Annotated in this window: 26 protein-coding genes and 1 tRNA gene; 17 read left to right on the forward strand and 10 right to left on the reverse strand. The window is 64.7% G+C overall.

Annotated features, from left to right (window positions below):
• The first annotated feature begins 2 nt into the window (after positions 1-2).
• From IWY39_RS09605 to IWY39_RS09630, 6 genes are all read left to right on the forward strand, one after another.
• The gene (locus IWY39_RS09605; RefSeq protein ID WP_107125932.1) at positions 3-545 is read left to right on the forward strand and encodes a DUF721 domain-containing protein; all 543 of its coding nucleotides are present in this window, start codon (positions 3-5) and stop codon (positions 543-545) included.
• A gap of 45 nt (positions 546-590) precedes the next feature.
• Complete coding sequence (locus IWY39_RS09610; RefSeq protein ID WP_017182944.1) at positions 591-1,256, forward strand: thioredoxin domain-containing protein; 666 nt, start codon at positions 591-593, stop codon at positions 1,254-1,256.
• A 45-nt stretch (positions 1,257-1,301) separates the two neighbouring features.
• Positions 1,302-2,036 (forward strand): thioredoxin domain-containing protein, encoded by a 735-nt coding sequence (locus IWY39_RS09615; RefSeq protein WP_026002353.1) that lies wholly within the window; start codon positions 1,302-1,304, stop codon positions 2,034-2,036.
• Between the two features lie 116 nt (positions 2,037-2,152).
• A complete protein-coding gene (locus IWY39_RS09620; protein WP_107125908.1) occupies positions 2,153-5,596 on the forward strand; it encodes a chromosome segregation SMC family protein in 3,444 nt (1,147 codons plus the stop codon).
• 109 nt (positions 5,597-5,705) lie between these two features.
• On the forward strand, positions 5,706-5,978 hold the full coding sequence (locus tag IWY39_RS09625) for a BrnT family toxin (RefSeq protein WP_017182941.1): 273 nt from the start codon (positions 5,706-5,708) through the stop codon (positions 5,976-5,978).
• Complete coding sequence (locus IWY39_RS09630; protein WP_107125909.1) at positions 5,959-6,216, forward strand: BrnA antitoxin family protein; 258 nt, start codon at positions 5,959-5,961, stop codon at positions 6,214-6,216. Before IWY39_RS09625 ends, IWY39_RS09630 begins: the two co-directional genes overlap by 20 nt.
• Here IWY39_RS09630 and IWY39_RS09635 read toward each other — a convergent pair.
• Together IWY39_RS09635 and ubiA are read right to left on the reverse strand one after the other, a co-directional pair.
• Positions 6,213-7,688, reverse strand: coding sequence for a phospholipase D-like domain-containing protein (locus IWY39_RS09635; RefSeq protein ID WP_107125910.1), 1,476 nt, complete (start codon positions 7,686-7,688; stop codon positions 6,213-6,215). The two genes, IWY39_RS09630 and IWY39_RS09635, sit on opposite strands and share 4 nt — an antisense overlap.
• Positions 7,685-8,587, reverse strand: coding sequence for a 4-hydroxybenzoate octaprenyltransferase (gene ubiA, locus IWY39_RS09640; protein ID WP_107125911.1), 903 nt, complete (start codon positions 8,585-8,587; stop codon positions 7,685-7,687). Before ubiA ends, IWY39_RS09635 begins: the two co-directional genes overlap by 4 nt.
• A 96-nt stretch (positions 8,588-8,683) precedes the next feature.
• Between ubiA and IWY39_RS09645 the strand changes: the two genes are divergently transcribed.
• Both IWY39_RS09645 and IWY39_RS09650 read left to right on the forward strand, forming a co-directional pair.
• Entirely contained in the window at positions 8,684-9,430 is a 747-nt protein-coding gene (locus IWY39_RS09645) for a 16S rRNA (uracil(1498)-N(3))-methyltransferase (protein ID WP_107125912.1), read from the forward strand.
• Between the two features lie 100 nt (positions 9,431-9,530).
• The gene (locus IWY39_RS09650; protein WP_107125913.1) at positions 9,531-10,904 is read left to right on the forward strand and encodes a glutamate--cysteine ligase; all 1,374 of its coding nucleotides are present in this window, start codon (positions 9,531-9,533) and stop codon (positions 10,902-10,904) included.
• Between the two features lie 18 nt (positions 10,905-10,922).
• Here the strand turns inward: IWY39_RS09650 and IWY39_RS09655 are convergent, their stop codons facing one another.
• Positions 10,923-12,224: a methyltransferase family protein gene (locus IWY39_RS09655; protein ID WP_107125914.1), complete on the reverse strand. Its 1,302-nt coding sequence runs from the start codon at positions 12,222-12,224 to the stop codon at positions 10,923-10,925.
• 150 nt (positions 12,225-12,374) lie between these two features.
• On the opposite strand from IWY39_RS09655, the gene IWY39_RS09660 reads away from it, so the two are divergent.
• Complete coding sequence (locus IWY39_RS09660; protein ID WP_107125915.1) at positions 12,375-12,695, forward strand: hypothetical protein; 321 nt, start codon at positions 12,375-12,377, stop codon at positions 12,693-12,695.
• A 21-nt stretch (positions 12,696-12,716) separates the two neighbouring features.
• Here the strand turns inward: IWY39_RS09660 and IWY39_RS09665 are convergent, their stop codons facing one another.
• Both IWY39_RS09665 and IWY39_RS09670 read right to left on the reverse strand, forming a co-directional pair.
• Positions 12,717-13,352: a DUF1345 domain-containing protein gene (locus IWY39_RS09665; protein WP_107125916.1), complete on the reverse strand. Its 636-nt coding sequence runs from the start codon at positions 13,350-13,352 to the stop codon at positions 12,717-12,719.
• Between the two features lie 7 nt (positions 13,353-13,359).
• Entirely contained in the window at positions 13,360-13,935 is a 576-nt protein-coding gene (locus IWY39_RS09670) for a peptidase S14 (protein ID WP_026002350.1), read from the reverse strand.
• 127 nt (positions 13,936-14,062) lie between these two features.
• Here IWY39_RS09670 and ruvA point away from each other — a divergent pair, with 127 nt between their 5' ends.
• The 5 genes from ruvA to bla all read left to right on the forward strand — a co-directional run bounded on the left by ruvA (position 14,063) and on the right by bla (position 18,900).
• A complete protein-coding gene (gene ruvA / locus IWY39_RS09675) occupies positions 14,063-14,671 on the forward strand; it encodes a Holliday junction branch migration protein RuvA (RefSeq protein ID WP_107125917.1) in 609 nt (202 codons plus the stop codon).
• A 72-nt stretch (positions 14,672-14,743) separates the two neighbouring features.
• A complete protein-coding gene (locus IWY39_RS09680) occupies positions 14,744-15,070 on the forward strand; it encodes a GIY-YIG nuclease family protein (RefSeq protein ID WP_107125918.1) in 327 nt (108 codons plus the stop codon).
• A 37-nt stretch (positions 15,071-15,107) separates the two neighbouring features.
• Positions 15,108-16,127, forward strand: coding sequence for a Holliday junction branch migration DNA helicase RuvB (ruvB, locus tag IWY39_RS09685; protein WP_107125919.1), 1,020 nt, complete (start codon positions 15,108-15,110; stop codon positions 16,125-16,127).
• A 126-nt stretch (positions 16,128-16,253) separates the two neighbouring features.
• Positions 16,254-17,996: an AMP-dependent synthetase/ligase gene (locus IWY39_RS09690; RefSeq protein ID WP_107125920.1), complete on the forward strand. Its 1,743-nt coding sequence runs from the start codon at positions 16,254-16,256 to the stop codon at positions 17,994-17,996.
• 19 nt (positions 17,997-18,015) lie between these two features.
• The gene (gene bla / locus IWY39_RS09695) at positions 18,016-18,900 is read left to right on the forward strand and encodes a subclass B3 metallo-beta-lactamase (RefSeq protein WP_107125921.1); all 885 of its coding nucleotides are present in this window, start codon (positions 18,016-18,018) and stop codon (positions 18,898-18,900) included.
• 10 nt (positions 18,901-18,910) lie between these two features.
• Here the strand turns inward: bla and IWY39_RS09700 are convergent, their stop codons facing one another.
• From IWY39_RS09700 to IWY39_RS09710, 3 genes are read right to left on the reverse strand one after another with little or no spacing between them, the layout of a single operon-like run.
• Positions 18,911-19,312 carry a hypothetical protein gene (locus tag IWY39_RS09700; protein WP_174827322.1) on the reverse strand — a complete coding sequence of 134 codons (402 nt, stop codon included), beginning with the start codon at positions 19,310-19,312 and terminating at the stop codon, positions 18,911-18,913.
• Between the two features lie 53 nt (positions 19,313-19,365).
• Complete coding sequence (gene gloB, locus IWY39_RS09705; RefSeq protein ID WP_196871639.1) at positions 19,366-20,088, reverse strand: hydroxyacylglutathione hydrolase; 723 nt, start codon at positions 20,086-20,088, stop codon at positions 19,366-19,368.
• Between the two features lie 5 nt (positions 20,089-20,093).
• Entirely contained in the window at positions 20,094-20,528 is a 435-nt protein-coding gene (locus IWY39_RS09710; RefSeq protein ID WP_017182924.1) for a VOC family protein, read from the reverse strand.
• 102 nt (positions 20,529-20,630) lie between these two features.
• Here IWY39_RS09710 and IWY39_RS09715 point away from each other — a divergent pair, with 102 nt between their 5' ends.
• A complete protein-coding gene (locus tag IWY39_RS09715; protein ID WP_107125924.1) occupies positions 20,631-21,338 on the forward strand; it encodes an SIMPL domain-containing protein in 708 nt (235 codons plus the stop codon).
• A gap of 41 nt (positions 21,339-21,379) precedes the next feature.
• Here the strand turns inward: IWY39_RS09715 and IWY39_RS09720 are convergent, their stop codons facing one another.
• Both IWY39_RS09720 and IWY39_RS09725 read right to left on the reverse strand, forming a co-directional pair.
• Positions 21,380-22,261, reverse strand: coding sequence for a tetratricopeptide repeat protein (locus IWY39_RS09720; protein ID WP_107125925.1), 882 nt, complete (start codon positions 22,259-22,261; stop codon positions 21,380-21,382).
• The gene (locus tag IWY39_RS09725) at positions 22,261-23,016 is read right to left on the reverse strand and encodes an alpha/beta fold hydrolase (RefSeq protein ID WP_107125926.1); all 756 of its coding nucleotides are present in this window, start codon (positions 23,014-23,016) and stop codon (positions 22,261-22,263) included. The genes IWY39_RS09720 and IWY39_RS09725 overlap by 1 nt, the downstream gene beginning before the upstream one ends.
• Before the next feature lie 130 nt (positions 23,017-23,146).
• Here IWY39_RS09725 and IWY39_RS09730 point away from each other — a divergent pair.
• Together IWY39_RS09730 and IWY39_RS09735 are read left to right on the forward strand one after the other, a co-directional pair.
• Positions 23,147-23,233, forward strand: a tRNA-Leu gene (locus IWY39_RS09730).
• A 162-nt stretch (positions 23,234-23,395) separates the two neighbouring features.
• Complete coding sequence (locus tag IWY39_RS09735) at positions 23,396-24,619, forward strand: tyrosine-type recombinase/integrase (RefSeq protein ID WP_107125933.1); 1,224 nt, start codon at positions 23,396-23,398, stop codon at positions 24,617-24,619.

Genomic DNA, 24,619 nt, shown 5'->3' on the forward strand with positions numbered 1-24,619 from the left:
CCATGACGGAACGCCCCCCGACACCCAAAGTGAAAAGTCGCGCCATTCCAGCGGCGGAGCGGCCGCGCGTCGGCGGATCGCGGCGAATCGCCGATCTGATGCCCGACATTGGCCGCGCCGCCTTCCGCAAGTTCGGCTTCGTCCAGTCGAGCATCGTCACCCGCTGGGCGGAAATCGTCGGCAGCCATTATGCCAGCATTTCCACGCCCGAATCGATCCGCTTCCCGGTCGGGCAAAAGGCTGGCGGCACGCTGCAACTCACGGTCATGAGCGGCCATGCGCCGATGGTCCAGCACATGGTGCCGGACATCATCGAACGGGTGAACCGCTTTTTCGGCTATGCCGCCGTGGCGAAAGTGGCGATGCGGCAGGGCGAAATCATGCCCAGCCCCGCCGAGCGCCGCCCGCCGCCCCGCAATCTCAAGCCCATTCCGGTCGAACTGGGCGATTCGCTGCGCGACATTGGCGACCCGGAATTGCGCACGGTGCTGGAATCGCTGGCGCAGGGACTTGCCAACAGCAGCGGCCTGCCCAAAATCGGATAATCGTTCGGCTGGCGTTCAGCACCAGTCATTAACTGGACTTGGCTCATGAAAAAGCTGCTTTCCCTCGCCCTTCTCGCCCTGCCCGTCGCCGTCCTGGCCGCACCCGCCGCCAACTGGGTCGACCGCGTCACCGTCTCGGCGATCGGCGGCCATGCCATGGGCAATCCCGCCGCGCCTACAAAGCTGGTCGAATATGTCAGCTACACCTGTAGCCATTGCGCCCATTTCGTCGGCGAAGCGAGCGCCCCGCTCAAGGCCGATTATGTCAAAAGCGGCAAGGTCAGCGTCGAAGTGCGCAACGCCGTGCGCGACAAATATGACCTGACCGCCGCGCTGCTTGCCCGCTGCGGCGGCCCGGCGCGCTTCATGGGCAATCATGAAGCGCTGTTCGCCAATCAGGATGCGTGGATGGAACAGCTGCTTGCCTATGATCGGGACGCGGTGAAGCCGACCGAACAGATTGCGGCGCTGCGCGACATCGGCCAGAAAACCGGCCTCTACACGCTGATGGCCAAGCGCGGCTACACGCCCGCCCAGTTGAATGCCTGCATCGCCAGCCCCATGGCGATGAAGCAGGTCATGGCGATGACCGACGAGGCATGGAACAAGGTGAAGATCAACGGCACGCCCGGCTTCACCATCAACGGCGCGCTGGTCGCCGGATCGGACTGGGGCAAGCTCCAGGCTGCATTGCCCCCCGTCGCCCGCTGATCTAATAAAGCCGTCAACCCGCCCATAATCGGAGCCTTGCCCGTCGTGAAAGCCTTGTCCGGTGTCGTCCTTATCGCCCTGTCCCTCACCCTTGCCGCCTGCGGCAAGAGCGAAGAGGGGGCCGCGCCCAAGGGCGAAGCCATTGCCGCCGTCGCGCCGCCAGCGGGCACCAGCTGGTCGGAAACCATCGCGGCGACGCCAGAGGGCTATTTCGTCATGGGCAATCCGGCGGCCAAGCTGAAGCTGGTCGAATATGGCTCCTACACTTGCAGCCATTGCCGCGACTTTTCGGTCGAAGCGTCGGAGGAGATCAAGAAGCTGGTCGATACCGGCAAGATGAGCTTTGAATTCCGCACCTATGTCCGCGACCCGATCGACATTTCGACCGCGCTGCTCGCCCGTTGCGGCGGCAAGGACATCTTCTATCCCCTGTCCGAACAGTTTTTCGCGAACCAGAACGCGATGTTCGAAAAGGCGCAGGCTCTGGGCGACCAGCCCTATCAGGCGTTGATGAGCGCCCCGCCGGCACAGCGTTTCGGCCGGCTGGCCGGTGCGCTGGGCCTTATCGATTTCGCCAAGCAGCGCGGCATTGCCGAAGATCAGGCGAAACAATGTCTGGCCGATACCGGGGCAGCCGAAAAGCTGGCCAAGGGCGTCGAAACAGCCAACAGCCAATATCAGATCACGGGCACGCCCAGCTTCCTGATCAACGGCGTGCTGGTCGACAATGTCGCCAACTGGGCGACGCTTCAGCCCAAGCTCAAGGAAGCAGGCATCTGATTGCGCGTCGGGGGGCGGACATCAGCGCCTGAGCGCTTGAAGGCAGGGGCGGCCGCACGCCTCCCCTGCGCGCCCTTGTTCTGCGCCGCATTGTGGCCTTGGCGCAGACAACAGCAATGCAGATAAAGCGGCTCAAGCTTTCCGGCTTCAAAAGCTTCGTCGATGCGACCGAATTGCGCATTGAACCCGGCCTGACCGGCATTGTCGGCCCCAATGGCTGCGGCAAGTCCAACCTGCTGGAAGCCATACGCTGGGTCATGGGCGAATCCAGCGCCAAATCCATGCGCGGCGGCGGCATGGAGGATGTGATCTTCGCAGGCACCGCCACCCGGCCCCAACGCGATTTTGCCGAAGTCTCGCTCCTGACGGTGCAGGAACAGGGTGAGCTTTTTTCCGCCGTGGATATAGGCCCGGACGGCGAACTGGAGGTCACCCGCCGGATCGAGCGCGGCGCAGGCAGCGCCTATCGCGCCAATGGCCGCGACGTGCGCGCAAAGGATGTGTCGCTGATCTTTGCCGACGCCGCCACCGGCCCGCACAGCCCGGCGCTGGTCAGCCAGGGCCGAATCGCCGCCGTCATCGCCGCCCGGCCCCAGGAACGGCGCGCCATGCTGGAGGAAGCGGCCGGGATTGCGGGCCTGCATGTCCGGCGCAAGGATGCCGAGCAGAAACTGCGCGCGGCCGAAACCAATCTTGCCCGGCTCGCCGAAATATTGCTGGACATGGACGCGCGCGCCAATGCCCTGCGTCGTCAGGCCCGCGCCGCCGAACGCTATATCCGCCTGTCCGATCAGATCAGGGTCGCCGAAGCGCGCGCCCTTTTCGCCCGCTGGCGTGAGGCCCATGCCAGCGCCGAAGCCGCCCGCGCGCAGGCGAAAGAGGCGGAGGCCGCCGTCGCCGCCGCGCAGGACGCGCAGCTCGCCGCCGCCGCGCATGCCCAAGCCGCGCTGGCCGCGCTGGCCGAGCGTCGCGCCGCCGCCCAACGCGCGCGCGATGACGCCAGTGAGGCTGGCCATCGCCTCGCCACGCTACGCACCGAGCGCGACGGCGTGGTCCGGCGGCTGCATGATCTGGCCCAGCAGGCCGCCCGGCTGGACGAGGATCGCGCACGCGAAGGCACGCTCGCCAATGACGCCGCCGACGCCATCGCGCGCCTCACCGCCGAAATCGCGACGCTGAAGGCGCGCATCGCCGAAACCGAAAAGCTGCGCCCCGATTTCGCCAGCCGCATCGCCAGCGCCGAGGACAGCGCCCGCGACGCCGAACTGGATCTGGCCAAGGCGATGGCGAAGCAGGCAGGCGAACAGGCCGAACTGCGCGTCGCCGAAGCGGCGCTGGTGGCCGCGCGCAACCGGCTGGAGCGCGCGGAACGCGACGTTCAGCGCTTGAGCGGCGAAGCCGCCGCCCTGCCCGACCCCGCACCGCTGGAAGCGCAGCGCGCCGCCGCCATCGCTGCGCAGGAAGAGGCCAGCGCCGCCCGCGATGCCGCCGAAGCCGCGATCCACGCCGCCGAAGCCGCGCGTCAGTCGGCAAGTGAGCAACGTGCCGCTGCCGAAGGCGCACTCTCCGCCGCGCGCGCCGCACTCGCCGCGCTCGACAGCGAAGCGGCTGCGCTCAAACGCGCGGTAGATAGCGGGCCCGGCGGTCACACCCGTGCGCTCGATCAGCTCAAGGCCGCGCCGGGCTATGAACGCGCTTTGGCCGCTGCCCTGGGCGACGATCTGGAAGCGCCGATCGCCCCCGACGGCAAGCGCCGCTGGGCCGGCGCGCCATCGCTGACGAGCGACCCCAAACTGCCCGACGGCTGCGCGCCACTCGCCGCCCATGTCACCGCCCCGCCCGAACTCGCCCGCCGTCTGGCCCAGATTGCGGTCTCCGACAGGGATGAAGGCCAGCCCCTTGCCGTCGGCCAGCGCCTCGTCACCCGCGATGGCCAGTTGCGCCGCTGGGACGGCTATGTGGCGATGGAAGGCGGGGCTGCGGCGGCGGAACGATTGATCCGGCTCAACCGGCTGGATGCGATTACCGCGAACCGCCCCGCCGTCCAGGCGCAGGTCGATGCCGCCAGCACCGACCAGCAGCAGGCCAAGGCCCGCGAACAGGCTGCCAGCGAAGCCCTCGCCAGCGGCCGCACCCAGCTTGCCCAGGCCGATCAGAACTTGCGGATCGCGCTGCGCAGCGCTGACGAGGCGACCACTGCGCTGGAACGGCTGGCCGGGCGGCGCGAAGGGATAGAGGAGCGATTGGCCGAGGCGCGCCGCGATGCCGATGCCGCCCGCGCCGATCATGACAGCGCGCAATCGGCCCGCGCGGCCATGCCCGATGGCGCGCACACGCGCGCTCTGGCCGCCACGCTGGCGCAGGCGAGCGAAAAGGCGCGCGCCATCGTCAGCCAGCTACAGGCCGATCAGGCCCTGGCCGACCGTGCCCTGTCGAGCGACCGCGAACGGCAAGCCGCCGCCGATGCGGAGATCAAGGGCTGGCGCGCCCGCGCGGGCGAAGCGGCCAAACGCATCGCCGCGATGGTCGCACGTGGCGACGAGATAGCCACCGAACGCGCCGCCATCGCGGGCCAGCCCGACGCGCTGGCGCAGGCCATCGCCGCGCTGGACGATCAGGGCACGACGCTGACCGCCGCCGCCGATGCTGCCCGCCATGCCGAGCAGGACGCCGAAGCCGCCTTGCGCCAGGCCGAGCAGCAATCCGCCCAGGCTGGCGAATTGTTCGCCGCTGCCCGCGAAGCGCGCGCCACCGCCACGGCCCGCGCCGAATCCGCGGATGAACGGCGGATCGAAACCAACCGGCTGTCGGGCGAACGTTTCGAATGCCCACCCCCGCTCCTGCCCGAAAAGCTGGGCTTTGCCAGCGCCGACATCCGCCTCGCCCAGACCGAACAGGCCGACCATGACCGCTTCACAGCCGATCGCGAGCGGATTGGCCCGGTCAATCTCGTCGCGGCGCAGGAACTGGAGGAACTGGAGCAGGTGCAGGCCAGCAGCCGCGCCGAAAGCGAGGAACTGACCCAGGCGATCCATCGCCTGCGCGGCTCGATCGGCAGCCTCAACCGCGAAGGCCGCCAGCGCCTGCTCGCCGCGTTCGAGGCGGTCGACGCCCACTTCCGGCGCCTCTTCACCACCCTGTTCAATGGCGGTCAGGCGCATCTGGAACTGATCGACAGTGACGATCCGCTGGAATCGGGGCTGGAGATCATGGCCCAGCCGCCGGGCAAGAAGCTGGCCGCGCTCACCCTGCTGTCGGGCGGGGAACAGGCGTTGACCGCCGTGGCGCTGATCTTCGGCCTGTTCCTTACCAATCCCGCGCCGATCTGCGTGCTCGACGAAGTCGACGCACCGCTGGACGACGCCAATGTCGAGCGCTTCTGCGACCTGCTCGACGCCATGGTCGCCCAGACCCAGACCCGCTACCTCATCGTCACCCACAATGCCGTCAGCATGGCGCGGATGCACCGCCTCTTCGGCGTCACCATGGTCGAACGCGGCGTCAGCCGCCTCGTTTCGGTAAACCTCCAGAGCGCCGAAGCCTTGCTGGCGGCCGAGTGATTTTTGTAGTTACAAAAATTCTTGACGAATTTCTGTAGTTATGCAAAATGGCAAAGCGTTTTTGTCCACCCTGGAGCGCGTCGCGTAACTACGTTCTAGGGGCATGAAAATGGAATTGAGCTTCGATCCGGCAAAGCGATTGAAAACCCTACAGGAACGGGGATTGGATTTCGCTGATGCCGCGCAGGTTTTTGACGGTCCGTCCTACACGGTGGAGGACGATAGATATGACTATGTTGAGCCGCGTTTTCAGACTTATGGCCTGATGAACGACAGGCTCATTACGGTGGTCTGGACGCCGGTTGATGGTGGAATCCGGGTCATCTCCATGAGGAAATGCAATGACCGAGAGCAGAAAGCCTTTGCCCGCAGATTGGGATGATGATGACATTCCCGAATGGACGGAGGAGATATTTGACCGAGCGGAAGTTCGCATCGGCGATAGGGTTATCCGCCCCGCCACTGGCACGCTGACCCGTCCCGGCCGCCCCAAATCGGACGCCCCCAAACAACAGGTAACCCTTCGCCTCGACGCTGCCGTACTGGACGGTTTCCGCGCCACCGGGCCGGGCTGGCAAAGCCGGATCAACGCCGAACTCCGCAAGGCGCTCGGCCTTTAATCCTTAACCCGCCCTAACCAGCCCTTCATCCGCCGGAACAGGCCGCGTTCGCTGATCGGCTCGAACATTTCGTCCGGTCCTTCGGGGTCCAGCACCTCATGGTCGGCCAGCCACGCCTGTACGTCATTCAGATCCGGCGTCTCATAGGGACGCAGCGTCCGGCCGGGCTTCTGGCGCATTTCCTCTATCCCCGCGACCAGCCCGCGCTGCGCGACGACGCGCGCCACCCGCTCCACCGGCAGGTCGAGATGCTCGGCGATCAGATCGTCGCGGATCGCCCTGATCCTGTCCTGCCAACCGGCATTGGCGGGCAGCGCGGTATCAATCGTCACGTCGCATTCGGTGTCCAGCCGCATCGAGCGGTTGTTCATGTTGGATGAACCGACCCGGATCAGCCGGTCATCGACGATCAGGATCTTGGCGTGGACATAGATGGGAACGCCACGCGTCGTGAAGGGATGATAGATGCGCAGCCGCCCATGGACGTCGCGCGCCTTCAAAGCCTCGAACAGGCGCGCCCGCGCCGAATCCATCGCCTGCTGCTCCAGCCAGCCATCGGCCTGGGTCGGATTGATGATGACGATGTCCGGCCCGTCCGCTTCGTCCAGCCGATTGGCGATCGCTTCGGCAATGCGGCGCGACGCGAAATATTGGCTTTCGGCATAAATGCACCGCTGCGCCGCTGCGATCTGGTGACAATAGAGCCGCTCGATCTCGATCAGTTCCTCCTGATCGTCCATTTTGGGCGCAGAGCGGGAAATGGCCACATCGACATCGGTGAATTGCACCGGCAGATGGTCGGGCCAGCAATCCTCCACCCCCTCGACCGGTGCCAGCGCGTCGCCGCCCGCCCCGACCCAGCGATTGCGGGCATGTTCCCCGAGCGCCGCGGCGACAGGTCCGGTCAGCGCCGTGGTCGCATCGTGCCAGGGGCCATAGGGCGACCCGTCCGGATGCAGCCGACCCGGTTCTTCATCGCGATGATGGCGCGTGTCCCATCGGTCGCCGGTCATGTCGATGCCGCCGCAAAAGGCGAAGCAATCGTCAATCACCACGATCTTCTGATGGTGGGAGGCAGCGGGCGGATGATGACTGTCCAGCTTCACCGTCACGCGCGGATGGGCCATCCATTTGAGCGTCGTGAACAGGTTGGTCGGCCGCACCATCGACTTCATCGCGCCGACATCCCAGCGCAGCAGGAAGATTTCCAGATCCGGCGTGCGGTCCACCAGCCAGCTGATGAAATCGCCGATCACCACCGGCGCGCCATCATGGACCTCATCCTCGCGCACCAGGCTGATCGCGGCGTCGAAATCCCAGCCGATCAGCATGATCCGCCGTTTCGCCTTGAGCATCGCCGTGCGGGCATGGCGGAAATAGGCGTCGGCGTCGATAATCGTGCTGGCGCGCGTCGCCCGTGCGATCTGCCAGCAATCCTCTCCGGCGACGGGGCCGGCAATTGGCGCGCTCATGCGCTGCCGACCGCTAGGCATCCCAGAAACATCAGCAATCCGGCAAAGCGGTTGGATCGGAATTTGACGAGTGGATCGACACCATCCTCGCGCAGGGTGGCGACCTGCCACAGCAGATGCACCGCCACCGGCAGCAATGCGGCCAGCGCCAGCATCTGGGGCCGCACCTGCCAGATCGCCCCGCTCCACAGGCCGAGCGCACACAGATAACAGAGCGCCACGCCCAGCCGGACGTGCCGCCCCATGGATAGGGCGCTGGAACCAATGCCGATCAGCGCGTCGTCCTCCCGGTCCTGCAGCGCGTAGATCGTGTCATAGCCCACAACCCAGAAAATGGTTCCGGCATAGAGTGAAATTCCCGGCAGCGTCAGCGCGCCCATCACCTCGCTCCACCCGACCAGCGCCGCCCATGAAAAGACGAGGCCAAGCCAGACTTGCGGCCAGCCGGTGATCCGTTTCATGAAGGGATAGGCCGCGACCAGCGCCAGCGACGCCAGCGCAACAACCTGCGCATAGAGGCGCAATTGCAGCAGCACGATCAGCCCGACCAGACATAGCGCAACCAGCCACAGCCAGGCCGTGCGCAGCGTCATCGTGCCGCTCGCCAGCGGGCGCGCGGCCGTGCGCGCCACTTTGCGGTCGAGATCGCGATCGACGATATCGTTGAATACGCAGCCAGCGCCGCGCATCGCGATGCTCCCCGCCAACAGCCAGAGTATCAGCGGCCAGCGCGCAAAGCCGCCCCCCGCCAGCGCCACCGCCCAGGCCCCCGGCCAGAAGAGCAGCCACCAGCCGATGGGCCGGTCGAACCGCGCCATCTGCACCAGCGCGCGCGGGGTGTCCGGCAGCCGCGCCAGCAGCCCACGCGCCTGGCTGTCGGGAACGATGGTCTGGCTCAACTGACGCACTCCATTCGGGCCGACTTGTCGAAGCCCCGTTCTTCTCTAAAGACTCCCATAGCCTCCGGGCAAGTTTCGTCGAACGGAAAGCGCATCATGACCGCAACTCCCGCCTGGCCGCCGCAAAGCGCGCCGCGTCTGCATGTCGAAACCCAGCTGGGGGATGGCGTGTCGGTGCCTGTCGATGGCAATCCGGCCCATTATCTGATCAGCGTCATGCGGGTGAAGCCCGACGACATCGTCCTGCTGTTCGACGGCCGGTCGGGCGAATGGGCCGCCCGCGCCCGCGACATCCGCAAGCGCGACCTGATATTGGAATGCATCCGCCAGACGCGACCGCCCGAATCCGTCCCGGATTTCTGGCTCTGCTGCGCCCCGATCAAGAAGGGCCGGATAGATTTGATCGCTGAAAAGGCGTGCGAACTGGGCGTGGCCAAGCTCCAGCCGGTCCTCACTCGCCGCGCCGTAGTGGACAAGCTCAATCTGGATCGTTTGCACGCCCATCTGGTCGAGGCCGCCGAACAATGCGGCCGCACCAGCCTGCCGGATCTTGCCGCGATGGTGAAGCTCGATGCGTTGCTGCGCGACTGGCCGCAGGACCGTCACCTGTTCTTTGCCGATGAAACCGGCGGCGCACCGCTGGCCGCAGCCTTTGCCGCCCACCCCGGTCCCGCCGCTTTCCTGATCGGGCCGGAGGGCGGATTCGATCCTGCCGAACGCGAAGCGATCCGCGCCCACCCGCGCGCCGTGGCGGTTTCGCTCGGTCCCCGCATCCTGCGCGCCGAAACCGCTGCCATCGCCGCAACGGCCGCGTGGATGACGCTGAACGGGGACTGGCACTAAGTTTCATTTCGCTATTGGATTGAACCGTTTATAGACAGGCCCTATCTGATCAACGCCAGTCGCTGTTTGACCGGCCGAGGGGAAGCATTAAGGGCGGGGCATGAGCACCAGAACCGACTCAGCGGGCGAAGATCCCGTCATCGAAAGCCGCGACCAGTTGATCGCGGCCTTTGCCAAGGGCGAAAAGCCCAAGGATCGCTGGCGCATCGGCACGGAGCACGAGAAATTCGTCTATAACCGCAAGGATCATCACGCCCCTTCCTATGAGGAAAAGGGTGGCATTCACACGCTGCTGATCGGCCTGACCCGTTATGGCTGGAACCCGGTGTTCGAGGGTGAGAATATCATTGCCCTGTCCGGCGCCGACGGCACGATCAGCCTGGAACCGGCCGGCCAGCTCGAACTGTCCGGCGCGCCGCTCGACAATATTCACCAGACCTGCGCCGAAACCGGCCGCCATCTGGAGCAGGTGAAATATGTCGGCGACATGCTGGGCCTGGGCTTTCTGGGCCTTGGCATGTGGCCCGACAAGACGCGCGCAGACCTGCCGATCATGCCCAAGGGCCGGTATGAAATCATGCTGCGGCACATGCCGCGCGTCGGCTCCATGGGGCTGGACATGATGCTGCGCACCTGCACCATCCAGACCAATCTGGACTATGGCAGCGAAGCGGACATGGCCAAGAAGTTCCGCGTCTCCCTCGCCCTGCAACCGCTCGGCACCGCGCTGTTCGCCAATTCGCCCTTTACCGAAGGCAAGCCCAACGGCTTCCTCTCCTACCGCAGCCATATCTGGTCGGACACCGATCCCAAGCGCACCGGCATGTTGCCCTTCGTGTTCGAAGACGGCTTTGGCTATGAACGCTATGCCGACTATGCGCTCGATGTGCCGATGTATTTCGTCTACCGCGACGGCAAATATATCGACGCTTCGGGCCTGTCGTTCCGCGATTTCCTGAACGGCGAACTGTCGGTCCTGCCGGGCGAAAAGCCCACGGAGAAGGATTGGGAGGATCATCTTTCCACCGCTTTTCCCGAAGTGCGGCTCAAAAGCTTCCTTGAAATGCGCGGCGCCGATGGCGGACCCTGGGGCCGCATCTGCGCCCTGCCCGCGCTGTGGGTCGGCCTGCTCTATGATCAAGGCGCGCTCGACGCCGCCTGGGATCTGGTCAAGGACTGGAGCATGGAAGATCGCCAGATATTGCGCGATTCCGTGCCACGCCTCGGCCTCGATGCGCCGGTCGGCAAGGGCCGCACGCTGCGCGACATCGCCCGTCCCGCGCTCGACATCGCGCGTTCAGGCCTCGCCGCCCGCGCCCGCCTCAATACGGCTGGCGACAATGAAACCGGCTATCTGTCCGATCTGGAAGAGGTCGTGTCGTCCGGCAAGACCCACGCCGAACGGCTGCTGGACCGCTATCATGGCGAATGGGGCGGCGACGTCAGCAAAATCTATGCGGAAGAAAGCTTCTGATCGCCCGATAAGGGCGGCTTATTCGGCTGCCTGAATCACCGCGGCGGCGGGGCGCTTGCGTCCCGTCACCCACGCGAAGAAGCGCGGCACCGGCGCGTTGCGCTCCATCCAGTCGCTATAGGCGCGATAATCGGGGTCGGCGGACAGATGCTGTTCTTCCGTCCGGGCGCGCCAGTAATAGACCGCGTTGGTGAGCGCCAGCATCGCGCAATTGCGCACTATGTCGGTCATGGACCCGGACACGCTCAGGAAAGGCAGCGCCGAAAACCACCAGAACAGATTTTTCGCCAGATAGGCCGGATGCCGGGTCCAGCGATAGGGACCGTGCGTCAGGATACCGCGATGGGTCAGGTTGGAAAAGCGCAGGCCGAACGCCACCGTCGCCCAGGCATAGATGCCGGTCAGCAGCACCAGCCATCCACCCAGCGCCCATTGCAGCACGCCCGACCCTTGCGTCCAATAGTCCCATTCCGCCCCGCCCGCATGATAATCGAGCGGCCCCCCGCCCCCCATCAGCACGAACGGCGGATAGCAGATCAACGCCGCAACCCAGCCCGCCAGATAGGGGTTGGCGGTGCGGATATGCGAATCCAGCGGCTTGAAGGTCAGAATATAGCCGACCGTGGCAAGGCACACGTCGATCATGAACATGACCGCAATCAGGAAACCGGCCATCGCCACGGGATTGGCGAAGGCCTCCTCGATCCGCCAGTCCACGACATTGGCGAAATTGCCGGGCACGATGGAGACCATGAAAGCCAGGAAAAAGCCCTTCACCGTCCAGGCGCGGGCATGATGGGCGACCTGGCGCATGTCGGGCACGCCCGCCGCGCCGCCGATCACCCATTGGCCGAAACTGTAACTGGCGTCCTTGGGGTGCACCAGCCGCCGGTCGATCCAGATGATGTAGGGGATGGACAAAGCGAGCAGCCAGGGCGCAGCAGCGGTGAACAGATCCATCGAAAATCGGTAGTTGCCGTTCCAGTACCAGCGCGCGATGCAATAGAAGATCGCGATGGCAAGCCAGGTCGCCCACAATCCCGCAATCTTGACGATGCTGATGTCCAGCACGTCGCGCACGGGACGCGCCGGGCCATGCCAGTCAATGCCGGTCGATGCGTTGCGATGCACCTTGTCCACCATCAGCGACCACAGCACCATTGGCAGGCCGCAGGCGACGACCGCGGCCAGCCCGGCATTGGGACCGTCCATGCCATAATGGCGCGCCACCAGCGTCCAGAGGCCAAGGCCGACAAGGCCAGCGATGCCCACGCCGTGGCTGACGGCGGATTTGGGGCAGGGATCGACGGAATCGCGCATGATCGCTGCTCTAGCGCAAAAGGGTAAGCAAGCGGTGAAAGGCATGGCGCGCGTCGGCCGACAGGAATCATCTTAACCTGTAGCAAGGCCATGAACCCTTTTTATCTCAGTGCGTTATCTCAACCTAAGCTTCGAAAATGGAGACAGGAGATGACGATTGCGGTGCGATTTCCCGATGGCAGCGTGCGCAACGTCCCTGCCCAGTTGAAGGAAGTCCCGTCCCTTGGCAGCGCCAATGGCCAACCCGTGTTTGAGCGTGTGCCGCTCAACTGCGATCCGGTCTGGCGTTTCCAGCGTGTCGGCGACGACTGGTACGCCGCGCCCCGCAGCGGCAGCCTTTCGGTGCTCAAGCCGATATTGCCCGAATGGTGGAGGACGGTACGGCATATGGGACTGGACGATTCGGCGCCCCGCTCCGCCAAGCAAAGCCAGTCGCAGGGGCGACGCGGCCCGATCGACACCGCCGCCTGATGGGCCGGGTTTGAATTTCGCTCAGCCGCCTAACACGTTGATGGTAAAGGCCAATATGCCAAGGTTGAATAGGAAGGCGGCAAGGCACTGAAACAATACGGTGCGCCGCACGCCGCTGTCGGTGATGGATATGTCGGACGTCTGGAACGTCATGCCCAGCGTGAAGGCGAAATAGAGAAAATCCCAATAGCCCGGCTCCTTCGTGTCCGGGAAATCCAGCCCGGCGCAGTCGCCGCCGCCCTTGTCCGCCCGATAGAAGATATGGGCGTAATGCATCGCGTAAATGAGGTTGGAAAATAGCCAGGCGACCAGCAATGTCGCCAGCAGCAACGCGACCACCCACGCCTTGGGCCCGCCATGCTGGCTCACGGCCACGCCGACCGCAACCAATATGACCAGGCTGACGATCCCGGTCAGCAACAGCATCAACTCGCGATTGGCGTCATTCGCCTGCGCCTTGCGCCGGATGGCGGCGGGATCGGCACGGATCAACGGCACGACCGACGCCATGAAAGCCAGCGCGGCGATGTCGAAACCCGCCATCACCGCTTCATGCCAGCGCAGCCAGAGGCCAAGCGGCGCTGCCGTCACCAGCAGCGCCAGGAACATGCCATAACGCCAGGGGAAGATGGGCTGGCGGGAAATCGTGCGGCTCATGCGCCCTTCATAGCACGGCGGCGATCAGTCCGCGCGCCTGCGCTTCATTGGCCTCCAGATACCAGTTTTCAGGCGCTTTCTGGAGCAATTCCTCCATGCTGATGTCCGATCCCAGGATCAGATTCTGGAACCCTTCATTCTGGATCGCGATCGACGATTCAATCTCGTTCAGCGTCGCCTTCAATGTCGCGATGCAGGTGGAAAGCGGCCCTGACAGCTGGATGTTCTTCGTGATCAGCCGCTCATGGATCATGATCCGGGTACCGCGTGTCACATAGCGATTTTCGGTGGCGAAAAAGCTCATGAAGGTCGCCCCCGCCGAATAGACTGCGGTTCGCCCCAGAAATACCAGCCGTCGTTCAGGATAAAGGTCGGAATGGAAACGAATATCCTCGCCCATCAGCCGGGCAATTTCCGGGTCGCCGCCCAGGGTGGAAATTTCCACCACCACCAAACCCTGCTGCGGCGCGTTTGACAGGCAGTTCTTGAAATGCAGATACATGCCATGGTCGACCACCCCCGACAGCATGATCGATGGATATTCAAAATCCTTTGGGCCCAGCATTGGTGCGGTCATGAGCATTGTCGCGTCCTTGGAAGATCGGTGTCGCGCTGCACTACGCATGGGCGCGCAAAAGGTGCCGCGCTTTTACGCTGGCGCCGCGCGCGGGAGCCTGTAAAGAACAGATCATGACCATGGGGCAGCGGACATGATCGCGAAATTGAAAGGACGGCTCGACAGCACCGGGCTGGACCATGCCATCATCGATGTGGGCGGCGTGGGCTATCTGGTCGGCGCGTCTTCGCGCACGCTCGCGGCGCTGGGCAGCATCGGCGAAGCGGTAACGATCCACACCGAAATGCTGGTCGCGGCAGATTCGATCCGCCTCGTCGGCTTCGCGCGCGCAGAAGAGCGCGACTGGTATCGGTTGCTCACCCATGTGCAGGGCGTGGGATCACGGGTGGCGCTGGCGATCCTGTCCGCACTCGAACCGCTCGAACTGCACCGCGCTGTCGCCATGGGGGACAAGGCGATGATCGCGCGCGCGAACGGCGTCGGCCCCAAACTCGCCCAGCGCATCGTCAATGAATTGAAGGACAAGATCGGCGCAACCCCGGCTGGTGGCCCGATCGACGCGGGCGGCGGCGCCATGCTGCCGACCGGCAGTTTCGCCGCCGACGCGCTCTCTGCGCTCCAGAATCTCGGCTTCAAACCCCATGAAGCCAGCACCGCCGTCGCGTCTGCCGAAGCCGAACTGGGCGATGACGCCAGCCTCGATGCGCTCGTGCGGCTCGCTCTGCGGAAGGCCGCGAAGTGATGCGGTTACACACCCGTCATGCTGAACTTGTTTCAGCATCCATTGGGCCGCACAAGCCGAAGGGGGGTGTCGATGAAGCAACCATGCGTCTATATCCTCGCCAGCCAGCCCTACGGCACGCTCTACATCGGCGTGACGTCCAACCTGATCGGTCGGCTGATGCAACACAGAACGGATGCACTGGCGGGCTTCACCAGCCGATATGGCGTCCATCGCCTCGTTCGCTTCGAGGCTTGCGATACGATGGAGCAGGCCATCCTGCGCGAGAAGCAGCTCAAGCGCTGGCATCGACAATGGAAGATCAATCTCATCGGATCGGAAAATCCCGATTGGGTCGATCTGGCGGTCAACCTCGGCTTGCCGCCGGTCCATCCACGATTGACGCACGATGGATGCTGAAACAAGTTCAGCATGACGAAGTTGGTGAGGGTCGCCCATGACCGAAGACCGCCTCCTCACCCCCACTCGTCGCGTCGAGGATGTCGACGCCGCGCTGCGCCCGAAATCGCTCGACGAATTTATCGGGCAGGAAGCCGCGCGCGGCAATCTGCGTATCTTTATCGAGGCTGCGAAGTCGCGGGGCGAGGCGCTGGACCATGTGCTCTTCTTCGGCCCGCCCGGCCTTGGCAAGACCACACTGGCGCAAATCGTCGCCAAGGAAATGGGCGTGGGCTTTCGCGCCACGTCCGGCCCGGTCATCGCCAAGTCCGGCGATCTGGCTGCCCTGCTCACCAACCTCGACGAAGGCGACGTCCTGTTCGTGGACGAAATCCATCGTCTCAACCCGGCGGTGGAGGAAGTCCTCTACCCCGCGATGGAGGACCGCGCGCTCGACCTGATGATCGGCGAAGGCCCGTCCGCCCGATCGGTCCGCATCGACCTGCCGCCCTTCACCCTGGTCGGTGCGACCACGCGGCAGGGGTTGCTCACCACCCCCCTGCGCGATCGCTTCGGCATCCCGGTGCGCCTGCAATTCTACACCGTGCCCGAACTGGAACTGGTGGTACGCCGCGCCGCCCGCTTGCTCGACCTTCCCATCACCCCCGACGGCGCTGTGGAGATTGCCCGCCGGTCGCGCGGCACCCCGCGCATCGCCGGGCGGCTGCTGCGCCGGGTGCGCGATTTCGCCAATGTCGCCGGCGTCCCCGCCGTCGATGCCAAGGTCGCTGACGCCTCGCTTCGGCGGCTGGATGTCGATGATCTGGGCCTTGACCTGATGGATCGCCGCTATCTGATGATGATCGCCGACATTTATCGGGGTGGCCCGGTGGGCGTCGAAACGCTTGCCGCCGGCCTGTCCGAAGCGCGCGACACGATCGAGGAAGTGATCGAGCCTTATCTCATCCAGCTTGGCCTCATCGCCCGCACCGCGCGTGGCCGTTGCCTCAACGGTCCGGGCTGGAAGCATCTGGGCCTCAACCCGCCGCAGGACGTCCAAAACGGGCTGTTCGACTGAGAAAAGCATGGCCGCTACGGCATGGCGGGGCTATAGCCATGGCCAAGATCAGGCGCGCGCCAGATGCGTCGGAACCGCAGGAGTCGAGCCTTGAGGGCCATCGAGACATTTCCCAACCTTGTCACCATGTTCTTCACGCGCGCCGCAGAGCGCGGCGACACCCCCTTTCTGTGGCGCAAGAGCGGCGGGACATGGCATCCGCTCAGCTGGAATGAGGTCGCCCGCCGGGTCGCCGCCCTGTCCACCGCGCTCAAATCCCTGGGCCTCAAGCCCGGCGACCCGGTCATGCTGGTCAGCGAGAATCGGCCCGAATTCTGCATCGCCGACCTGGCGATCATGGCGGCGGGCTGCATCACCGTGCCGACCTACACCACCAACACCACGCGCGATCACCAGCATATCCTGACCGACAGTGGCGCCCGCGCCGTCATCGTCTCGACCGCCAAGCTGGCACAGGCGCTGATGCCTGCCGTCGTCCGCTCGCAGGCCAGCTTCGTCATCGGTATGGAGCCGTTGCGCGGCGCACAGGGGCAGGCGACCTGCCATTTGTGGGACGATCTGATCGCCGCCCACCCCACCGACGTTGCCGCCTGCGCCGCCGCCCAGACCGCAACCCGCCAGGATCAGGCCTGCATCATCTATACCAGCGGCACCGGCGGCGCGCCGCGCGGGGTGATGCAGCATCATGGCGCGATCCTGCTCAATGCCGAAGGCGCTGGCACCATCGTTGCGGAGGATTTCGGCTGGGGCGAGGAGACATTCCTCTCCTTCCTCCCCCTCTCCCATGCCTATGAACATAGCGGCGGGCAGTTCCTGCCCATGCTGCTGGGCGGGCAAATCTACTATGCGGAAGGGTTGGAAAAACTCGCCAGCAATATCGAGGAAACCCGGCCCACCATCATGGTCGTCGTCCCCCGCCTGTTCGAAGTGCTGCGCGCCCGCATCATCAAGTCGATCGAGAAGCAGGGCAAATTCCCGACCTGGCTGATGGCGCAGGCGCTGCGCATCGGCGCAAAGGAACAGCAGGGCAAGGCGTCCGTCCTCGACCTGCCGTTAAAAGCCCTGCTTGCCCGCACGCTTCTTCCCAAGATCCGCGCCCGCTTCGGCGGCAGGCTCAAGGCGCTCGTGTCGGGCGGCGCGCCGCTCAACCCCGATGTCGGCCTGTTCTTCGATGCGATGGGCCTCACCCTGCTCCAGGGCTATGGCCAGACCGAAGCCGGTCCCGTGGTCAGCTGCAACCGGCCCAGCGCGGGCATCGCCATGGACACGGTCGGCCCGCCGCTCAAAGGGGTGGAGGTCAAGATCGCGGACGATGGCGAAATCCTCGTGCGCGGCGAACTGGTCATGCACGGCTATTGGCGCAACCCGGCCGAAACCGAAAAAGTGCTGAAGAATGGCTGGCTTCACACCGGCGATATCGGCGAATTCGATGCCAAGGGGCGCATTCGCATCACCGACCGCAAGAAAGACCTGATCGTCAATGACAAGGGCGACAATGTCTCCCCGCAAAAGATCGAAGGGATGCTGACGCTCCAGAATGAAATCGGTCAGGCGATGGTGCATGGCGACCGTCGCCCCTATCTGGTCGGCCTGATCGTGCCGGACGCTGAATGGACCCGCGAATGGGCGCAGGCCAATGGCGTCGTGCCCGCCGACGCGCCCGCCAATCCGGCCTATATGGCGGCGCTGCGCGCGGCAGTGGACCGGGTCAATGCCGACCTGTCTGTGATCGAACGGGTCCGCCGCTTCATCCTGGCCGACGAACCCTTCACCATCGACAATGAGGAAATGACCCCGTCGATGAAGATCCGCCGCCATGTCATCCGCAAACGCTATGCCGATCGGATGGACGCGCTGTACAAGGGATGAAGGATTGAAAGCTCTGCCTGTGCCAATCTTGGCCGCGATGGTCGCCAGCGCGCCATTGCACGCTGCAACGCCATCCGGCCCGGCCAGCATGGCCGAGCATCAGCGCCAGTGCGCGGGCAAGGATGGCTGGAGCGATCCCGCCCCGCCCGTCCGCATCTTCGCCAATGTCTATGACGTAGGCAGTTGCGGCATCACGGTACTGCTCGTCACCGGGGCGAAGGGCCATATATTGATCGACGGGGCCACCGCGCAGGCTGCCCCTTCGATCATCGCCAATATCGAGCGGCTGGGCGTTCGCCCCAGGGACGTTAAATATCTGCTCTCCACCCATGAGCATGTCGATCATGCCGGCGGGCTGCACGCCCTTCAGCAGCGCACCGGCGCCACCCTGATCGCGTCGACGGCCGCCCGGCCGATGCTGGAAAGCGGCACCCCGGCCCGCGACGATCCGCAACACGGCGGCCTCGATGCCTTTACCGGCGCGCGCGTCGGGCGCATCGTCAGGGATGGCGAAACCGTCACGCTGGGGTCGCTCCGCCTGACCGCCCATCTGACGCCGGGCCATTCGCCGGGCGGCACCAGCTGGTCATGGACCGCCTGCGCCGGAAAAAATTGCCGCAGGATCGTATATGCCGACAGTCTGAGCGCAGTATCGGCGGACGGGTATCGCTTTGCCGATCACCCCGCCTATGTCGCGCGCCTGCGCGCGACCATCGCCAAGGTCGCGGCGCTCCGCTGCGACCTGCTTATCACGCCGCATCCGTCCGCCAGCGCTCTTTACGATCGCCTCGCGGGAACTGCCCCTTTGATCGATAGCAAGGCTTGCGCCCGCTACGCCGCTGCTGCGCGTTCGAATCTGGACAAAAGGCTCGCCCGCGAAGCGGCTGCCGTCAAAGGACGATAAGGGCAGCCGTTCACTTGCCGGGCGTGCGATAAGGTATGAAATCCCCCAGTGCGCAACTGCCCGTCGTCATCCCCGACATCAAGTTGGCGCTGGCGGCCAGATCGCCCCGGCACAATTGCGTCCCGAAAACGCGCACGATCAGCGTGTCACCAAAGGTCAGGCCGTTGCAACTGCCCATCAGCTCATTCTTGTAGATGAGCCGCTTGTTCACGCGATAGAGCAGCACATTGTTGCTGATCACCGTCAGGTTGGTCTGCGGCTGTTGGTCGATGCAGTTGACCTTTTCGCCTGCAACCTTGCCGGCTAGCTCCTCTTCCAGCTTTGTCGCCTGCTTCTGGGTCAGGGGGGTGGGTTCGTAGCTACCGGTGCAGGCGGCCAGTAGCATGGGCGTCAGGCATATCCATGCACGCATCATGGCTCTCCTCTTTCTCTGCCCCCAAAGACGGCAACATAGCGCAGAATCCGTCAGGCCGCATCCTTCGCCGCACGCCGCTGCGCCAGCTCATCAACGTTCCGCGCCCGCATGAAGATGTTGGTCGCCCGCTCCAGTCCGATCGTCGTCGGCACGGTCGCCTCGCCACGCGCACGCGCAGCCTCCACTTCTACCATCCGTGCAGCCAGCGCCGCATTGTCCGGCTCCACCTCTAAAGAGAAACGACCGTTGGAGAGTGTATATTCATGCGCGCAATAGACCGCCGTATCCTCCGGCAGAGCGCCCAGCCTCGCCATATTGGCGAACATCTGCGCCGCGGTCCCCTCGAACAACCGCCCGCAGCCCATCGCAAACAGCGTGTCGCCGACAAAAACGATATGCTCGTCGGCCAAATGATAGGCGATATGCCCGGCGGTGTGAGCCGGGATTTCCATCACGGTCGCGACATGTGCGCCGATCCGCACCTCATCGCCTTCTCCCACCATCCGGTCGAGCGTGCCGATCTTGTCCGCTTCCGCCGCCGGGCCGGTAATCGTGCAACCCGTGGCCGCCTTGATCGCCGCATTGCCGCCGACATGATCCCCATGCCAGTGGGTGTTCCACACCTGCCCAATGGTCCAGCCGCGCGCCTGTGCCGCTGCCAGAACCGGATCGGCGACGGCAGGGTCGATCACCACCGTCTCACCACTTGCCGCGTCATGCATCAGCCAGACATAATTGTCGCTGAGCACCGGGATGCGGATCACTTCCAGCATAGCGCTCACCATGTACCGACATTGGGCATCGACGCCCAGGGTTCGGCCGGGTCCAGCCGTCCGTCCTGCAACAGTTCGATCGAAATGCCGTCCGGCGATCGCACGAAAGCCATATGCCCGTCGCGCGGCGGCCGGTTGATCGTCACGCCCGCGTCCAGGAAACGCTGGCAGGTCTCGTATATATTCTCGACCCGATAGGCGAGATGGCCGAAATTGCGCCCGCCATCATAGCTTTCCGGCTGGCTGCCGTCGGTCGGGGGCCAGTTATAGGTCAATTCAACCTGCGCCTCCTCATCGCCCGGCGCGGCGAGAAAGACCAATGTGAAGCGCCCCTGTTCGCTATCGAACCGCTTGACCTCTTTCAGCCCCAGCAGGTCGAAAAAGGCGATGCTTTTGTCCACGTCGGTCACGCGGATCATGCTATGCAGATATTTGGGCAAGGGTCACTCCGTTCGTCGCCATAAAGCAACGGTTCATCTCAGTTCTGGCACGACAACCCTATAGATAAGGTCGCGCATCCCCCGAAGGAAGAGGAAAGCATTATGGCATTGGAATTGCGGGACAAGGTTTTGCTGGGCAGTGCCGCGTTGCTGGCGCTGGGCGTCATGAGCGGCGGCTATCTGCTGGGCGACGGGCTGAAACGGGCCAGGGCGGCGGACCGCTCTGTCACCGTGCGCGGCCTTGCCGAAAAGGATGTGACGGCGGACCTTGCCACCTGGTCGATCAGCTATTCGGCAACCGGCTTCGACCTGCCTACGGTGCGCGCGGAAATCGACAACAACACGCGCGAACTCAAGGCCTATTTTGCCAGTCTGGGCTTCAAGCCTGACGCCCTCACCCCGGTCGGCGCTGGCGTGAACCAATATCTCAACAATGGCGTCAACAATATCACCATTACCCAGCGGATGCTGCTGCGCACCACCGACATCGCCCGCGCCCAGCGCGCCGTCGCGCAACAGTTCGACCTGGTCCGCCGCGGCGTGACGCTGCAGGAAGGGTCAGGCATGCGCTACAGCTTCACCAAATTGAACGACCTCAAACCCCCGATGGTCGCCGCCGCCACCAAGGATGCGCGCAACGCCGCCGAACAATTCGCGAAAGACAGCGGCACCAGCGTCGGCGGCATCAAAAGCGCGACCCAGGGCTATTTTTCGATCGACGCACGCGACGGCGAAGGCGGCGACGGATCGAGCGATACGCCCTACAAAAAGGTCCGCGTCGTCACTACGGTTGATTTTTACCTTAAATAACAATATCTTAGCTAAAAATCGGTAAAAATCATTGCATATGTCTAGTTCAGTGTCGGTTTAACCGCGCCCGCGGCGGGCAATCGCGACAGATTGTCCGCCGCTGCCTTCCCCGCCGCTGTCGTCGGCGCCAGCCTGACCGCGCGCTGCCAGGCCGAGCGCGCGACATCGTCATGCTGTGTCAGCACCGCGATATTGCCTTCCTCCAGCGCCACCGACGCATCGTCAGGCGACAGTTGCACGGCACGGGCAATATGCGCCTGCGCCAAGGCCATCTCGCCCGACCGCCGCGCCAGCGTCGCCGACAGCAGCCAGCCGAGCGGGTCTCTTGGGGCCTGCGCGAGCGCCACATCCAGCGATTCCCGTGCCGCTGCCGTATCGCCCAGCGCCACCAGCGCCCGCGCCCGATCGAGATGCACTTCGCCTTTCTCAAGTCCATCCGGCAGCCCCCGCGCCAGCGCCGCATCGAAATCCTGCCGCGCCTTGGTCGGATCACCACTGGCCAGCGCCGCATTGCCCGCCTGCGCCCACAACCGCGCGCTCTGCGCCATTTCGGCGCTACGTTCCGCCTCCTCGGCAGCCTGCTCAAACGCGACGATCGCAGGGCCCCAGCGCTCGGCGCGGGCATAGGCAAAGCCCATGCAATGCCGCGCATAGAAACTGCCGCCGTCGATCCGCCACTTCTGGGCAAAGGCGACGCCTGCATCGGGCGCTTCAATCGCCTGATCCAGACAGGCCTGAAAAGGCGCGGCATATTTGGCCGGAACCGGAATCCGTCCATCCTCCCGCGCCGCTGCTGGCTTGGGGGCCGCAGCCGTCGCAGCCGCCGCTGCTTCCTGCTTCTCCTTCCGGCTGCGGTTCATCACCGCCTCGATTTCCGGGTCATAACCTTGCGCAAGGAACAGGAGCGGCAGGAAAAAGGGCATCAGAGACTATCCAGCAGGCTGGCGACGGTGCGGATCAGCAGGGCGATGTCGCTGTCGCGGGAAAGGCGGTGGTCGCCGTCCTTAACCAGCAGCGTCTGCACATCGGATGAACGCGCCTGCGCCGCGATCCGCAATGCCGTTTCCCAGGGCACAGCATCGTCGCACTGCCCGTGCAGCAACCGCACCGGGCAGTCGATGGCGATCGGTCCGCCCAGCAGCCGCGACGCCTGCCCCGATTCCCAGAAGCCCCGCGTCGTCACATAGGGCTGGTCACTATAGGGCGTTGGCTCCTCGATCCGCCCCTCGGTCATCAGCAACGCCTTGTCCGCCTCGGTAAAGCCCCAGTCGGTAAAATCGGGTGCTGCGGCGATGCCCACCAGTCCCGCCATCCGCTCTGGCCGCGCCAGCGCCACCAGCAATGCCAGCCAGCCGCCCATGGACGATCCCACCAGCACCATCGGCCCTTCGACCAGCGCATCGACCAGCAACAGCACATCGTCCCGCCAACTGGCCAGCGTGCCATCCTCGAACCGCCCGTCGCTGGCCCCGCACCCGGCATAGTCCAGCCGCAACATCGCGCGCCCGCTGCGCGCCGCCCAAGCGTCCAGCGCGATCGCCTTGCCCCCTTCCATGTCGGACATATAGCCCGGCAAAAAGACGATCGTCGGCCCCGCGCCACTCCGCTGACGATAGGCAAGGCGCACCCCGTCAGGCCGGGTAAACAGGGCGGGCGGTACGAAATCGGCATGGGTCATGGCGGGGCATCCTGTCAGGCAAAGGGCTTGATCGCCCATAACCCGGCTTTTTGCCCAAGCCACAAAAATTATCCGCTTTCCTGCGTTGACAGCCCCAAGGCCAGCGGCTAGTTGCGCGCTCCTACCCCGTGCCCAGATGGCGGAATTGGTAGACGCACCAGCTTCAGGTGCTGGCGATCGCAAGGTCGTGGAGGTTCGAGTCCTCTTCTGGGCACCATTTGTTCTTCCGGCGACGTCCGGGGATGTCCCGAAAATGGCTGATTTCAGCCGTTTTTTGTGCTAAGGCCGTCCGGTCAAATCCGGGCTGATCCGGCACCAATCGGGAACAAATATGGTATCCTGCATGGTATCGAAGGCCCCTTATGGACGGGCCGATACCATGGGAAAACTCTTCGCGACCACCGTCACGAGCGCCAGGCCGAGGGAGCGCGAATACAAGCTCACCGACGGCGCCGGCCTCTATCTTCTCGTCAAGCCAAACGGTCGGAAGCTCTGGCGTCTTAACTACGCCTATCTCGGCAAGCAACGCACGCTTTCCTTCGGCGCCTGGCCCGACGTCGGCCTCGCCGATGCGCGCGAGCGGCGCGACGAGGCGCGCAAGCTGATCGCCGCCGGCCTCGATCCCTCGCACGAAGCCAAGCTCGCCGAGGCGCGCGCGATGCTGTCCGAGGAAAACAGCTTCAAGCTGGTCGCCGAGGAATGGGTGGCCAAGCAGGAACGCGAGGGCATGTCGGAGGTCACGCTCAGCAAGATCCGCTGGCTGCTCGCCAAGGCCTATCCCAGGATCGGCAGCCGTCCGGTAGCCAAGATCACCCCGCAGGAAGCGCTGACCGTGCTCCGCTCGATCGAGGCCACCGGACGCTACGAAAGCGCGCGCCGGATGCGCAGCGTCCTCGGTCGCGTGTTCCGCTACGCCATCGCCACCACGCGCGCCGAAATGGATCCATCCCGCGATTTGCGCGGCGCACTGACCGTTCCCAAGGCCAAGCATCTCGCCGCCATCACCACGCCCAAGGGCGCTGGCGAACTGATGCGCGCCATCGAGGGGTACACCGGCCACGCCATCACCCTGTTCGGGCTCAGACTGTCCGCCCATCTGTTCGTGCGCCCGGGCGAACTGCGCCAGGCCGAGTGGAGCGAATTCGACTTCGACCGCTCGGTCTGGAACATCCCCGAGCAGAAGATGAAGATGCGGCGGCCGCACCGCGTGCCGCTGTCCACGCAGGTCATCGCGCTCTTCGAACAGCTTTGGGAACTGACGGGCACGGGACGATACTGCTTCCCCTCTTTCCGCTCGCCGCTTCGCCCGATGTCCGAAAACACGGTCAACGCGGCCCTTCGAGCGCTCGGTTTCAGCCAGGAGGAGATGACGGCGCACGGCTTCCGGGCGATGGCGGCGACGCTGCTCAACGAAACGGGCAAGTTCAATCCCGACGCCATCGAGCGCCAGCTCGCCCATATGGAGACCAACGCTATCAGGCGTGCCTACACCCGCGGCGAATATTGGGACGAGCGCGTGCGGATGATGCAGTACTGGTCGGATCAGCTCGACGAGATGCGCGATGGCGCGAGGGTCTTGAAGCCCAACTTCCGACGCGCATGA

Origin of the sequence: Sphingobium sp. JAI105, from assembly GCF_015752145.1 — a bacterium.
In the GTDB taxonomy this organism is placed as follows: domain Bacteria; phylum Pseudomonadota; class Alphaproteobacteria; order Sphingomonadales; family Sphingomonadaceae; genus Sphingobium; species Sphingobium xenophagum.